Genomic DNA, 15,102 nt, shown 5'->3' with positions numbered 1-15,102 from the left:
TGATTCATGTAATCTCCTCCTTTAAGAAGCCGCAAAAAACGCGGCGCAAACTGCCTGCTTATTTGGAAAGGTGCTTATCCATGGTTCACGATAATTCTGAGTCTCATTGTCATCACCATACACCCTCCCACACGGGCTCAGGGCTTACAGACCCGGTCTGCGGCATGGGTGTAACGGCAGACTCTGCCCAGCATGTTGAGCATGCGGGTAAAACTTACTACTTCTGCAGCACCAAATGCATGAATAGATTCCAGCATGACCCTGAGAAGTTTCTTTCACCAACCCCGCCACCTCCCTCGGAAGCGGTCAAAGGCACAATTTATACGTGCCCGATGCATCCGGAAATACGTCAGGACAACCCCGGAACCTGCCCTAAATGCGGCATGGCACTTGAACCCCTGATGCCCAGTCTGGAAGATGACAATCCCGAGCTGGACGATTTTTCCAGGCGATTCTGGTGGACATTGCCTTTTACCGTCATTGTCACGGTGCTTGCCATGTTTGGGCCACAGCTTGGCTGGTTCGAGATGGCGACGCAAACGTGGATAGAGCTTGTACTGTCGCTTCCCGTGGTGCTGTGGGCCGGACAGCCGTTCTTCGTACGGGGTTGGCAATCAGTGGTCAACCGCAGTCCCAACATGTGGACGCTCATCGGCTTGGGTACCGGTGCCGCCTTCGTCTACAGCACGCTGGCAACCGTAGCTCCCGGTATATTTCCGGAAACATTCATGTCCATGGGGCGTGTGGCGGTTTATTTCGAAGCCGCAGTGGTGATCATTTCCCTTACGCTGTTTGGTCAGGTGCTGGAGCTTCGCGCGCGTTCCCAGACATCCGCTGCCGTCCGGTCATTGCTCGGTCTGGCGCCCAAGACGGCCCGCCGTATCAATGCAGACGGAACAGAAGAAGAAGTACCGCTGACGCATGTGCATGAAGGTGATCGTTTACGCGTACGTCCCGGTGAGAAAGTTCCTGTCGATGGCATTGTTGAAGAGGGTGCAAGTTCTCTCGATGAATCCATGTTGACTGGTGAATCGTTACCCATCAGCAAGCGCCCGGGTGACAAGGTCATAGGGGCAACGATGAACACCTCTGGTGCACTTGTGATCCGGGCGGAGAAAGTCGGCTCGGCCACTGTGTTGTCACAAATTGTACAGTTGGTGGCTCAGGCCCAACGCTCTCGGGCGCCGATGCAACGGATGGCTGATTTGGTGGCGGGTTACTTTGTCATGGCGGTGGTAGCCATCGCCATCCTCACCTTGGTCGTGTGGGGCATGTTCGGCCCGCAGCCAAGCTGGGTCTATGGCCTGATCAATGCGGTCGCTGTTCTGATCATCGCTTGCCCTTGTGCGCTGGGGCTCGCAACGCCCATGTCAGTCATGGTTGCTACCGGACGAGGCGCAACCCAGGGTGTTCTGTTTCGTGATGCAGCAGCAATAGAAAATCTGCGCAAAGTCGATACGCTCATCGTAGACAAGACCGGCACCTTGACAGAAGGCCGACCCGCATTCGATCAGGCTGTTTCCGCTGGCGAGTTGGACGCCGATGAAATCTTGCGCCTGGCTGCCAGCCTCGATCAAGGCAGCGAGCATCCTTTGGCTGACGCTATTGTCAGCGCTGCGCGCGAACGTAATTTGGTGCTCAGCCCAGTGGACGACTTTGACTCGGGTAGCGGCATAGGCGTACGGGGCAAGGTTGAAGGCAAAATACTGCTGTTGGGCAACACTGCGTTCATGCAGCAGGATAACGTCAATGTTGATGGCCTGGCTGCCACCGCTGAGGGATGGAGGATAAAGGGTGCGAGTGTGATGTACCTGGCGGTTGACGGCACACTGGTCGGCCTACTCGCCGTTTCCGACCCCATCAAACAGAGCACCCCTGAAGCGGTACAGGCGCTCAAGGCCGCGGGAATCAGGGTCATCATGGCTACTGGTGACGGTATTTCAACGGCAAAAGCGGTCGCCGAACAACTAGGCATAGACGAAGTTCATGGCGAAGTGAAACCGGCCGACAAGCTGAATCTGGTTGATAAGCTTCAATCAGAAGGTTGCATCGTTGCGATGGCGGGCGACGGCATCAACGATGCCCCGGCACTGGCCAAGGCGAATGTCGGTATCGCTATGGGAACCGGGACGGACGTAGCGATGAACAGTGCGCAAATCACCTTGGTAAAAGGAGACCTGCGGGGTATCTCGATTGCCCGGGACCTGTCAAACAAGACTGTTCTCAATATGAAGCAGAACCTTGGTTTTGCGTTCATTTATAATGCGTTAGGCGTTCCACTGGCTGCTGGCGTCCTGTACCCGTTTGCCGGGTTGCTTCTATCACCCATGTTTGCAGCCCTGGCGATGAGTCTGAGTTCAGCGTCCGTTGTATTCAACTCGCTGCGGCTTCGTGGTTCGGTTTAAGCTGGATACGTCGAGGGGGTAGCGGAAAATGGCGAGTCTCTACTCGCCATTTTTCTTCGGTTTTTCGGGTAAGGGGATTAAATGGTTGATCTTACCTTTGCATGAGAGTGAGACAGACCGGCATCTCATCGGATTATCTGGTTGGACATTCGGGGTCAGATCCAGCTGTTGTTCTCACTGCAACAATTGCATTGATATGCTTAGCGGGCGAAATAAGTGGAGTCAGACAAAAATTAAATAACTGAGACCCCGTGCCGCTTCACCGTTAAATTGCGTATCTGATCTAAGCTGACTACAATGTATTACATTGTTTTGCTAAAGGTGAAAAGCATGAGCGTGACGACAGTTCGCTTACAAGCCGAGGTTGAGCAGCAGTTGGATGCTATCGCTAACAGGCTTAATCGCAGTAAAGGCTGGGTGATTAATCAGGCCTTAGCGGAATACATAGATAAGCAGCAGTTGGAGCTAGCTCGCTGGCAACAAACCCTGGATGCTATGGAATCTGCAGCGCAGGGAAAAGTGGTGGACGCCGGTGAAGTGCACAACTGGTTAAGCAGCTGGGGAACGGAACATGAACAGGCTGCACCGGGATCGGTTAAGTGAAATTAGTTTATACCGATGAGGCTATCGGCGATTTAAAGCGTTTACGGCAGTTTATCGCCGTGCATAATCCAACCGCCGCCAACAGAGTAGCTGCAGAGTTAATAAGTAAAAATTAGCTGTTGCCAGCCTTTCCTAAGCTCGGCACTCCGGTTGCGCTGGCGCCTGTGCCGGATGTCATTCGTGACATCATCTTTGGCCACTACGTTGTGCGTTATTCATTACATAGCAACACCATTATTATTCTGCGGGTATGGCACGGGCTTGAAAATGAACGCTAACCATTGGCCAGGTTGATGCCATAATCCGGCAACGCCGCCAGAGCGAACAAAATTTAATCTCGAAACGTCAACAAGCCCTAGTCTCTACATACTTTTCGAGCTTTCGCTGGAAAACAACTAGCTTCCCCTCCGGTATGAAGACCGTTGCGAAGTAAGTGTTGTTTTTAATTTGAATATTTAAAAGTTCAATACCATCGCGCTCATCGAGCAAGAGTAAATACTACAAAGTAGCCCTGACAACTCAAGCATTCGAGTTTCAGGGCTTTCTTATGGCTCGTGATAACAAGCAGTTACTTGCCTAACTACCGAAATCATCATAGCGGATGCGTGTTTCATCCACGCCGTGCTCTTTTAACATAATCAGCGTCGCGCTGAGCATAGAAGGTGGGCCACAGAGGTAAAAATCGTACGCGTCGACGCTTTGAGATTGCAACCATTTCCCCGCAATCTCATGCACAAAACCGACATCCTGTTGCCATAAGCACGCTTTTTCAGGCTCAGACAACACTGGGATAAATGTCAGCTCACCTCGCTGTTGGTGCTGCATAAACTCATCGTAATAGAGTAACTCATGGCGATTTCGCGCACCGTAGAAGAAGATTATCGGTCGCGATGCTGTATCATTCAGCTCTTCTTGCATGAGCGCTCGTAGCGGCGCCATTCCCGCGCCGCCACCGATAAAGCAAAGTTTGCGTCGAGCGCCTGGTTGCCTTTGAAAGTCGCCAAAAGGGCCTTCTGCAGCAATGATTTCACCAGGTTTTAGATTACATAAAAATGAAGAGCCAATACCTGGCGATGGCGCGTCTGTTGCTTGCGGTTGATAACGCACGGTGAACACCAGCTCTTTGCCACCTGCAGCTGTCGCCATGGAGTAGCTTCTTTGCACAGCGCTATGCATATATTCTGTGTTTTCAATATGCTGCCACTGCGAAAGGAAGTGCTCAGGAATGTCTTCAGGGCGACTGCGACCTGCTCCAGCCGGAATGGTAAACAGCATATACTGGCCGGCTGCGTAATCAAGCTTGCGGTCCAGCACTTCAAAGCACAATTCGCGCAACATCGGCGTTATAAACTTAGTACTTTTCAACTGCAGGTTAACGTGGCGCGCATCAGTTTGCGGCACTTCAATACGATGGACATCATTTACCTTGTGCTGGCACGCCAAACGGTACCCCTCTTGCAACTGACGCGACGGCAGTAAAGCTCGGTCAGCATGGCTGATGGGCGTATCATCGGCCATTTTCACTTGGCAGAGGCCACAAGTACCACCGCCACCACAACCGCTTGCAATGACAATGTTATTGCTTTGCAGTGCTTGCAACAGGGTTTTATGTGCTGGCTCTACGAGTTGCTTGGGCTGCCCCGCAACTATTGCGGTGACTGAATACTTCCGAAACGAGAATCTCATGTCACCTGTCGATATCAGCTTGATAAGCAACATCAAACCCGACAGAGCAAACCAGAGCGTTATCAGGGCAGCTAGCGTAATCACCAGATTGTTGAAGTTTCTGCCCCCTGTGTAATCGATAAAATGAAGGCGAAACATCCAATCAGCCACCACCCATGGCGTATTTCTGTGGGCAACGACAGCCCCTGACGCCGCATCAACATAGACTCGGGTATTTAGATCGTCATCAAAATCAAATCGAAAACCCTCGCCGCTCCACCCATGTAACTCTCGGCTATGGGTGATTGCCGTTGTCTGCTTAACGTTACCCGGCCCAGCATAACTGATTTGCGCAAGCTGCTGAGCAAAATCCCGCGACGTTCGCCAGACTGAACCATCGCGCCCATCCAAGTACTGAACCCCTCCGGCATGATGCACGTCCACCCTGGGAACGCCAGCTTGCGCATAGGCGTGTACTTTAGTCACACCGTCCAAATCACCCCACCAACTAGCCGATACTTCAGTAAGTTGCGCCGGGCTTAATGTCTCGGGTTGAGGGGAACGTGCATATTGCTGTCCCGCCATACCATGGTGATCAACCAGCGCGAAATACAATCCACTGATCGTCCATAAAAGCAGCTGTATCAGCAGGATAAGGCCAGTCCAGCGATGTATTCCCTGTAAAAACCTCATCCAGGCTGCCTCCGCGACAACCAAATCGTTTGTACCAGCAAAATGGTGCCGGTAAAAACAAAAGCAAAGGTCGCAAAAATAAAGGCACGTAGCCACCAGGTGGTGATATTAACCCGGTCTTGGTAATCCATAATATGAAGCATCCACATGATGTCGAACCCCCGCCAGAAATCATGGCGGCGCACCATCATTTCCCCCGTTTGAGGGTGAAGGTATAAGCTAGTATTACCGACATCATCAAAGTTGACTTGCCAGATTGGTAGGAATCGTTCATTCAGCTCACTCGGCGCCTCGCTTTTTAAATAGCGAACCTCGCTGATTTGAGGATCGCCCTTGGCATAGTAGACTGAAGCTAACTGGTAAATATCATCTCTGCCGATCTCAATTTGTGAGCGTGTGTGCGGGTCCACCAGTACGGATGTACCGTCAGTCTCGAGCTGAACCAGATCTCGAAACTCTCCCTGCACCAAGCGATTCACCAGGTACATGTGCTCTGCTTCTGGATATTGCTGCACAATGTCAGGGAAGCGTTCGATGAGAGAATTATCTTGGATCTCACCATCTGCTTCTTGGGTCAAATGCACGCCATGAATAAAAGGCAGTTGAACCAAAACCATATACGCACCAGATACCGCCCATATCACCATCTGTACGCCGACAATCAACGACAGCCACCGATGCCAGGTACGAAATGACGAGGATTGATATTGCATAGCATTCCTTTACATATTGAGGCGACCTTAACGAGGTGAGAGCCCACTACTCAATGTCATCGCTAACATAATAATCAATACCGCTAGCAACATCTCTACCGTGATTGATTGTTTAAGGCGGTGCGCCGCCAATGCTCCATCTAGCTGGGGAACTAACTTAAACTTATGGATAGCAGCCATCACAAGGATCAGCCCGACCAACAGCAGCTTGGCCGCAAGCACAAACGTATAACTATTGAAAGGAAGTGCTGGTATCCATTGCCCAGTCGCACTTCTATACATCAACATGCCTGCGATAATAAGGGCTGGCACCGCAATTGACATATGCGAGCCGAATGTTTCCATAATACGTCGGGCTTTAGCTGGCGGAACGGATGTTGCCAAGTGACGCAATCCATGCAGGCTGCCAAACCATAGCCACGCAGCAAGCAGATGAATCAAGAAAGCCAACTTAGCCCACCAAGCAGCGTCAGCGCTATGGCCCATGCCTAAAAAGCTCCAGCTCATAAGCGCAGCCGCCCCCATATATGCCAGTACTCGGATAGGAGGCAACCCGACCACGGCAACTACCAGCCACAAGACAGCCGCACCTATTTGCAGCAACACAAACTGACCAATCGGCCCCGTCTGGATAAACTCCATATACATAGGGTCAAACATACCGCTGAGCCCCGCATCGGCTAAGTCGCCCACAATAAACATGAAGTACATCAGACTCGCCGACAATAACAGGATGGTGATCACGCCTGCCTTTTTGTTCATGAGTGGTGTTGCCTGCCCTGACAGCTTGGCGATATAGGGCGTAGCGATGATGGTCGCGTTTAACCAAAAAATAATAGCCAGCATCACAATGCTGGCTACAGTCCAAAGGTTCATCATTTCACCTCGAAACTAAAGGCTCCTGAAATTCTGTGACTATCACTGCTCATGGCTCTCCATTCAACAGTATAAGTACCTGCTGATAAATCATCAGCCACTGGTATCTCCTTGACTGCCTGAGCTGTTCGGCTCATCGTAAAATCTAAAGCCTGAGTATCACCGCTATCGGACAGTAACTCAACACTGATCAAACGCACCTCGCCACTGAAGGTCAGTTTGATTTGGCTGGGAGATGCTGTCAACAGGGTACCTTCACCTGGCGTGCTTGATATCAGCTCATAATGTGCATGCGCGCTAATGCTCAACAACATCGCAGCACCCAGGGCAACCTTTAATAAGTTTTTCATCTATCTTCCCCTCTATCATCTAATAAAGCCAACCAGGCTGAGACCTCAATCGAAATGTCGTGTCTGGTTCACCAAGGTTGGCTGGATACACGGCACTTAGTGAGCGTGCTGAGCGCTTTTCATGGCAACGACAACAAAGTCGCGGTCCTTACGCTCTACCTTAACTTTAATTTCTTCGCCCTCGTTTAAGTGATCGATGTCGAGATCCTCAGACACGCTAAAGGCCATGGTCATCGCTCCCATGTTCAGATGGTCAATGGGCTCGTGACGTAGCACAAGTTCATGATGGTCGACATCGATCTCAATCACTTCAGCACGCACAAACTGGCTCTCAGCCTCAGCTTCAGAGTGGCTATGAGCATGCGAGTGATGTCCATGCTCTTGATGCGCGATTGCAGCACCACTCATCACAAGCGCCAGCGATACCACGCTGATTAATGAACTTACTTTTTTCATCTTAAACTCCTGTCTGCTTCGACTTTACTTTCAACTCTTCACGCCAGCTATAGAGCACTGGCACAACGAACATAGATAAAACAACAAACGTCAGCCCGCCAACCGTCGGGATCGCCATAGGGATCATCAAATCCGCGCCACGACCAGTGGCTGTCAATACTGGGAATAACGCGAGGATAGTGGTCGCACTCGTCATCAAACACGGACGAACACGTTGCAAGCCGGCTTCAACCGTGCGCTCTCTCACACGCTCAACCGTATCGCTTGCCTCTTCGCTAAAGCGCTGTTTTAGATAGGTTGCCATGACGACGCCATCGTCAACAGCGATGCCAAATAACGCAAGGAAACCAACCCAAACAGCGACACTCAAATGTGTCACCTCGAACTGGAATATGTCACGGAGGGTGACACCTTGTGTGATCAGTGGGATGCTAAAGTTGGCAAACCAGCTTTGACCATACAAATAGAGCATGATGAAGCCACCACCCCACGCAACGGCAATCCCACTGAATACCATCATCGCTGTGCTTACTTCTTTAAATTGCAGGTACAGCAAGATGAAGATTAAGACTAACGACAACGGGATCACCAACTGCAGCGTTTGCATCGCGCTTTGCTGCTGCTGATAGCTGCCTGCGAAGCTGTAGCTAACGCCAGAGGGCAAGCGAAGCTCTCCACTGTTTTGTGCCGCTTGAAGGTGTTCTCGGGCCGCCTCAACGGCTTCTACCTCGGCATAACCGCCGGCAGAACCAAAGGTGACGTACGCGGTGAGAAACGTATTTTCTGAACGGATCATCTGCGGACCACGTTCATACTTAATCTCGGTCACCTCAGATAGCGGAATTTGTGCACCGCTGGCGGTTGTGATCAAGGTATCGTACATCGCTTCAATACCGTCTCGTCGTTCGCGTTGATAACGCACGCGGATCGGGTAGCGTTCACGACCTTCCACACTGCGAGTTACCTCCACACCACCGATGGCAGCGGCAATGGTATTCTGCACTGTTTCAACACTTAAACCGTAGCGTGCTAGCTGCTCGCGCTTTAAGTTAATCTCAAGATAGGGCTTACCAACCACCCGTTCAGCGCTCACCGAAGCGGAGTTGACGCCGTTGGACTCCCTCAGCACGCGTTCAATATCAACCGCTGCCTGCTCTAAAGTAGCCAGATCGGGGGCCTGTATTTTGACCCCCATCGCCGCTCGCATGCCCGTTTGCAGCATCAATTGCCGGGTTTCAATAGGCTGTAAACGCGGAGCGGAGGTTACCCCTGGCACTTCTGCTGCAGCAGTGATTTCATGCCAGATATCACTCGGGCTTTGAATGTGATCTCGCCATTGGCGATAGGCCCTGCCAAGCCGATCTGGTATCAAGGCACCTTGCTCATCTCGCAAAAATTCACCACTCGAGTCCACTTTAAAGTGCAAGCGACGCCCGTTCTCATCGCTCTTAAATTCACTTTTGTAGTTAATAATGGTTTCAATCATCGACACCGGTGCCGGGTCAAGTGCCGTTTCTGCCCGACCGATTTTGCCGACCACAGACTCAACTTCAGGAATGGCAGCAATGGCTTTATCCTGTTGGCTTAACACATCGAGTGCTTCGCCAATGGACGCATGGGGCATGGTGGTTGGCATAAGCAAGAAAGCACCTTCATCCAACGACGGCATAAACTCGCGCCCTAACCCCGGGACAATGGCAAGACCCGCGGCCACCACCAACACCGGTAAAGCAAGAAACGCCGCTTTAAAGCGCAAGCACCAGCGTAGCATCGGCTCATAAAAGCGAATAATAAGCGCAAAACTGCCCACCACTGCGGTAAACAAAATGGCGACAAAAAGAAAGTTGCGAATGTTACCCGCAGCGGGCCCCAGAGGCTCCCATAGGTTTGCCAGCAGCACTAATACAATGAGTGTTAACACCGCGTAGACTATACGATAAGCCTGCCGGCGGGCCTCTAACCAAGCGTCAAGTCTCGCTAACCGATCACTCAGCAAAACGCGCAACATAACTGGCACTACCACCAGCGCCAGTACCACTGCGGCTAAGAGGACCAAAGTCTTAGTATAAGCCAATGGCGTGAACAGCTTGCCCTCTGCACCAGTCATCATAAACACAGGGAGAAAACTGATCACTGTGGTCGCGATCGCGGTCATCACAGCCGGTCCCACTTCTTTGGTGCTAAGCCTGATAATACTGCCAATATCTTTATCTGGCTGCTGCTTACGTAAACGCAGCGTATTATCGGTGACAATAATACCCATATCAACGATGGTGCCGATTGCAATGGCAATACCAGCCAAGGCAACAATATTGGCCTCAACGCCGAGTATTCGCATGCCAATAAAGGTCATCAGTACCGCCAACGGCAACATTGTGGCCACGGTAATCGCCGAGCGTAAATGCAACAATAGAATCATCACCACCGCAGCAGTCACCAATAGCTGTTGCGATAAAGCGTCGCTTAAGGTGCCTAAGGTTTCCATGATCAGCGTTGAGCGATCATAAAACGGCACTACCGTAATCTGGCTAAGGTTCAACCAATCTGGCCAGCTACTTTGAGGGTGTGCCTGCAGCCAGTCAGACCAAGCCCGGTGATGCTCATCATCAAAGTTTAACGTTCCACTGCGGTAATCTGGCAGGCCTTGCTCAGCCGCAAATTGACGCACTTCGGACGGCGATACCTGATCCCAATCGACCACCGCACGGCTTGGCAAGCTTGTGGCAATTTCATCAATGCGTGCTTTGGTGTTTTCAATCGCCTGAAGCGGGTTGAAACCCTCTCGCACCGTAACCACGCCACCGACCGCCTCAGCGCCTGACACGTCTAAGGCACCACGTCGTTCCGCAGGACCAAACCCAACGTTAGCCACGTCAGAGACCAGGATTGGCGTGTTGTCGCTGGCCATCGCCACCACAGCCGCTGCGATATCGTCAAGTGACTTGATGAAGCCCACACCACGAACAAGGTACTCTACTTGGTTAATTTCAGTGGTGCGCGCACCAACATCCAGGTTTGACTGCTGCACCGCCTGCATCACTTGCTCCAAGCTCACCTCGTAATAACGCAGCGCATCGGGGTCGACATCCACTTGATACTCACGAACATATCCGCCCACTGAGGCCACTTCAGAGATCCCTTCTGCAGCTAACAAGGCGTAGCGTAAATACCAATCCTGGACCGAACGCAGTTCATCCAGATCCCAGCCGCCTATCGGGTTGCCTTGCGGGTCTCTACCCTCCAAGGTATACAGGTACACTTGGCCAAGTCCGGTCGCATCTGGCCCCAAAGCTGGCTGCACACCTTCCGGCAGCGTACCAGCAGGCAAGCTACTCAACTTCTCCAGTAAACGCGAGCGCGACCAGTAAAACTCAATGTCATCGTTAAAAATAACGGCAATGCTGGAGAAACCAAACATCGACAATGTACGCACGTCTTTAACACCCGGCACCCCCATCAATTGCACCGACAGCGGATAGCTGATTTGGTCATCAACATCTTGCGGCGAGCGCCCAGGCCAATCGGTATACACAATCTGTTGGTTTTCACCAATATTAGGAATAGCATCCACCGCCACAGGCGAGCGAGGCATGCCGGTATCCCAGTTAAACGGCGCCACCAATATACCTGCAACCACGACAATAACGGCAAGTAGCGCCACCACGAGCTTATTATTCAGAAGCCAATTCGTCATCATCAGTGGCCTCCGTGGCTATCGTGCCCGCCTTCAAATCGCTCAACACGATCACCGCAGCGTAACATCGCATCACCGAAGTACGGGTTTAATAGACGTCTGTCTGGTTGCAACCAGTATGCTCCCTGATTATCAAACGCCATCGGACAAAACATCAGGTAGCTGTCACGCGCAAGATAACCGGCGCTTGCCAAGGCTATCATCGCCTGCGAATGTGCCTGAAATTGCTCACGAGCTTGTTCCAGACTAGTGACATGATGTGCATGACCAGCGCCGGTTGCCAATAGACTGTGCAAATCATGCATGTTGGCAGGCCATTGCACCGCTTCCGCTGCCTGGAAAAACGATTCAGCGGCTGCTTGCCAAGCGTCTAAGTCATCACTGTGGAGCGCTTCCCACATCGCAAAATACGCATCCAAAAGCTCGCTTAACTCAAGATCTTCGCCAACGGGCACTTCAATATCTTCATGTGTAGCAGCATGCCCCGCTGCAGATTCATCAGCCATGTCTGCATGTGACATCCCCCCGTGGTCATGACCTCCGCCACCACCACCTTGTGGTGCCATCATGCTCGGGCGTCCGCGCAATTGCAGCTCACTGTCGATACGAAATGCACCACGACTGACAACCAGCTCGCCTTCCTCTAGTCCACTCAGTACTTCATAGTATTCGCCCAGGCGACGACCAATCTCCACCTGTCTCGCCTCAAACTCGCCACTATCAGGCGATGTCCTGACGTATACCACAGCCCGTTTGCCGGTTAACAATGGTGCCGATGCAGGAATAGTGATGACATCATCCACTTCAACCTCAACCTGAGCGCGCAGCAAGGCACCAGCAGTCAAATTACCACCCGCGTTTTGTATCGCTACACGTACTTGGCGGGTACGACTGTCCGCATCTAAACGAGGGGATAGAGACTCAACCACGCCTTCGATCGGTTGCTCTGAGGAAGTCAGTGAAAATGTCAGCGTTTGACCTACTTCAATGTATGCCAGATCACGCTCAAACAACTCGAATACCGCCCACATACGCTCAGCATCCGCAAGCTCCAGCAAGGTGTCACCCGTGTTAACATAATCGCCTTGCGATACATTTCGCGTCACCACAAGTCCCGACGACGGTGCGTGAATCTCAATTCGATCACTGGCTTCACCTCGCGCTATGACCTGTTCAATCTGGCTGCTTGAAAGCCCCAGCAAGCGCAAACGTTCACGAGCGGCGCGCAACGTGGTTTGATTCGATTCCGCCAGGAATGCTGGTGCTTCACGGTTTGCCTGACGCTGCGCCTGTAGCAGTTCCTGTTGGGCGATCAAAAGCTCTGGGCTATACAGTTCAACTAATGGTGCGCCTGCTTCCACCTGCGCACCCGAGTAATTCACATGTAAACGCTCAATACGCCCACTCGTCCAAGCTGAAATAGTGGTCAACGCCCGCTCATCAAAGTCGAGTGAGCCTATTAAACGTAACTGTGCTGTGGCAGAGCCCTTCTCAACCACCAAGGTTTGCAGGTTAAGCAGCGCCAAACTTCGTCCGCTAAGCTCTATCGCCACAACGTCATCGTCACGGGCACTGCTGCTGGTGACAGGCACAAGCTCCATGCCACAAATAGGACAGCGATCATTCGGATCTGTTGAGCGAAAGCTTGGGTGCATCGAGCAGGTGTATTCTTGCTCATCGTTCGCTGCAGCTTCCGATGATGAGGCTTGATGGTCGTGCTCATGCACATGATCATGTGAATGAGGCGTCTGGAAAGATATGCCTAGTACTGTTGTTCCCAACGCAAGTACAACGAAAACCACGGCAATCACGGTAATTGGATTCTTTTTATTCATCTTTAACCTCGACGGAAATAACCTCGACGGAAGTCGCGGAAAGTTCTGCTTCAGCAGGCGTTTCTGCTGGCAGCGGAAGGGTTGGCATCAGGGCATGTATGGTCGCCACCGCTGCTAACTGATTTGCCATGGCTCGGCGGTGTGCCAAGGCGAAACTAAGCCACTCCTGTTGACTCGTAATAACGTCCGTAAAGCTGGCGCTTCCGCTTTGATAATTGCTTAAACTGCTAGCCACCGCTTGTTCGGCACGACCAATTAAGACGTCACCATAAAGCACGCGATTGCGCTCAGCATCCTGCCATTGGTAAAGCGCCATACTCAGCTCAGCCTGAATCGCCAGCTCACTGGCCTCCAGCTCGTGCAGCCCTGAGGCTAAGTCAGCCTCTGCAGCCTCTCGTTGCGCCCGGTAATTGGCACGCCAAATCGGTAGTGAAACCGACAGCATGCCTGCCACCGTATCCGAGGCCATGTCGGTATTCATATACTCGGCCCCAATCATCAGGCGTGGTAACCCAGATGTGTTAGCGATATCTTGCGCGACCACCAAACTCTTCACTTCCGCACGCAACGCCAATAAAGCAGGATTGTTTTCTTTGAGCTGTTCGTATAATTCATCGGGCGGCGCTGGTAAGTGCGCGAACTCTCGATGCGAGACCTCCAGCGCATAGTCACCGTGCAGCTCAGCTCGCGCGTCACGACCAAGCGCTGAATTCAGTCGAGCTCGTTGTGAAAACCGCATCGCTTGCAGGTTGTCGTATTCGCTACGCGCCTCATCCAGCGCGTTTTGCGCTCGCAATAGATCGGCCATAGCAACATCGCCAGCGGCATAGCTTTGCTCAGCGATGCTGGAGAACTGCTCCAGTAACTGCACTAGATCTCGCTGCAGAGCCTGGTTCTCCAACACATACAAATATTCACTGAACGCCTGTACGACATTGGCTGCAATCTCTGCTCGGACTTGGGTTAAGCGAGCCTTAGCAGCAAGCTCGCTGCTTTTTGCTTGCTCAATGCTCATTCCCCGACGGTTAAAAATAGGGATTTCTTGTGAAAGCCCCAGAGTAAAATAATCTGCATCGTTTAAGCCTTGGCTAATACTGAGCTCGGGGTCAGCAAATGCGCCTGCAGACACAGACGCAGCGCGAGCGCGCTCTAATTGAGCCGTCGCAGCCAATACCGAAGGGTGATGTGACTGTGCAAACTGTATCAGCTCTGCGATATCCGCATCTATCGGCAGCGGTGTATCGTTGCCATAAGCTGTCTGCTGCAAAGCTTCATAATTCGGACTGTAACTAGCGCACGCACTGAGCGCTAAGGTTGCAAGTACCGCTAAAACGCGGCTTGCGTGAACCAAGATGGACATGCAATATCTCCTGCATTATCAACACGACCGGCATGCGATGAGGCATAAACCGGAGCCAAACTGTTGAAATCAGGAAATAATAGGTGGAGGCGAAGGTTGCCCAGAAAGGAGTTGGTAAAAAGAGGTATGGGCCACCACGGGCGATAACATCACCGCATGAGTTGCCACCTGCTGCCAGGTCAAAGTCGCGCATGAGCCGTGATCCGACGCAATACAATGACCGCAATCTGCAGGACAATCAGTACAATCCATATCTTCACAGCAATCAGCAGAGCCATGATCTAACACAGTGCCAGCCGAGTGCGCACTGTTTGGTGGGTTGCCTGCCATGCTCGGACAATGTTCGCTGTCGTCATCAGACGCAGTTCGTTCTTGAGAGGATGAAGCCATGTGCTCTCTAATCTCAACTGAGTTCTTCGTTGAGCTTTCTGCCACATGCCCGTGGTGAGCTG

General features: G+C 51.9%; 11 protein-coding genes. 3 read left to right on the top strand and 8 right to left on the bottom strand.

What is annotated here, in order from left to right; genetic code table 11:
- The first annotated feature begins 80 nt into the window (after positions 1-80).
- From EFO84_RS09440 to EFO84_RS11855, 3 genes are all read left to right on the top strand, one after another.
- Positions 81-2,405 (top strand): heavy metal translocating P-type ATPase, encoded by a 2,325-nt coding sequence (locus tag EFO84_RS09440; protein ID WP_083923088.1) that lies wholly within the window; start codon positions 81-83, stop codon positions 2,403-2,405.
- 330 nt (positions 2,406-2,735) lie between these two features.
- On the top strand, positions 2,736-3,008 hold the full coding sequence (locus EFO84_RS09430; RefSeq protein ID WP_019677808.1) for a CopG family ribbon-helix-helix protein: 273 nt from the start codon (positions 2,736-2,738) through the stop codon (positions 3,006-3,008).
- 119 nt (positions 3,009-3,127) lie between these two features.
- Positions 3,128-3,286 (top strand): type II toxin-antitoxin system RelE/ParE family toxin, encoded by a 159-nt coding sequence (locus tag EFO84_RS11855; RefSeq protein WP_276317321.1) that lies wholly within the window; start codon positions 3,128-3,130, stop codon positions 3,284-3,286.
- Between the two features lie 298 nt (positions 3,287-3,584).
- Here EFO84_RS11855 and EFO84_RS11905 read toward each other — a convergent pair whose 3' ends face one another.
- The 8 genes from EFO84_RS11905 to EFO84_RS09385 form a co-directional block, all read right to left on the bottom strand.
- Positions 3,585-5,366, bottom strand: a complete 1,782-nt coding sequence (locus EFO84_RS11905) for a 2Fe-2S iron-sulfur cluster-binding protein (protein WP_127347816.1) — start codon at positions 5,364-5,366, stop codon at positions 3,585-3,587.
- Entirely contained in the window at positions 5,363-6,079 is a 717-nt protein-coding gene (locus EFO84_RS11900) for a PepSY domain-containing protein (protein WP_127347815.1), read from the bottom strand. The genes EFO84_RS11905 and EFO84_RS11900 overlap by 4 nt, the downstream gene beginning before the upstream one ends.
- 27 nt (positions 6,080-6,106) lie before the next feature.
- Positions 6,107-6,955 carry a copper resistance D family protein gene (locus EFO84_RS09410; protein ID WP_127347814.1) on the bottom strand — a complete coding sequence of 283 codons (849 nt, stop codon included), beginning with the start codon at positions 6,953-6,955 and terminating at the stop codon, positions 6,107-6,109.
- On the bottom strand, positions 6,955-7,305 hold the full coding sequence (locus EFO84_RS09405; protein WP_127347813.1) for a copper resistance CopC family protein: 351 nt from the start codon (positions 7,303-7,305) through the stop codon (positions 6,955-6,957). Before EFO84_RS09405 ends, EFO84_RS09410 begins: the two co-directional genes overlap by 1 nt.
- A 96-nt stretch (positions 7,306-7,401) precedes the next feature.
- A complete protein-coding gene (locus EFO84_RS09400) occupies positions 7,402-7,761 on the bottom strand; it encodes a copper-binding protein (protein WP_127347812.1) in 360 nt (119 codons plus the stop codon).
- A 1-nt stretch (position 7,762) separates the two neighbouring features.
- Positions 7,763-11,458: an efflux RND transporter permease subunit gene (locus EFO84_RS09395; RefSeq protein ID WP_431355330.1), complete on the bottom strand. Its 3,696-nt coding sequence runs from the start codon at positions 11,456-11,458 to the stop codon at positions 7,763-7,765.
- Positions 11,458-13,290, bottom strand: a complete 1,833-nt coding sequence (locus tag EFO84_RS09390; RefSeq protein WP_127347811.1) for an efflux RND transporter periplasmic adaptor subunit — start codon at positions 13,288-13,290, stop codon at positions 11,458-11,460. Before EFO84_RS09390 ends, EFO84_RS09395 begins: the two co-directional genes overlap by 1 nt.
- The gene (locus EFO84_RS09385; RefSeq protein WP_127347810.1) at positions 13,283-14,650 is read right to left on the bottom strand and encodes a TolC family protein; all 1,368 of its coding nucleotides are present in this window, start codon (positions 14,648-14,650) and stop codon (positions 13,283-13,285) included. The genes EFO84_RS09390 and EFO84_RS09385 overlap by 8 nt, the downstream gene beginning before the upstream one ends.
- Positions 14,651-15,102 lie beyond the last annotated feature (452 nt).

Source organism: Pseudidiomarina mangrovi, from assembly GCF_003999375.1.
In the GTDB taxonomy this organism is placed as follows: domain Bacteria; phylum Pseudomonadota; class Gammaproteobacteria; order Enterobacterales; family Alteromonadaceae; genus Pseudidiomarina; species Pseudidiomarina mangrovi.
Note: the sequence above shows the minus strand (reverse complement) of the source record. Positions and strands in the feature narration are given on the sequence as shown.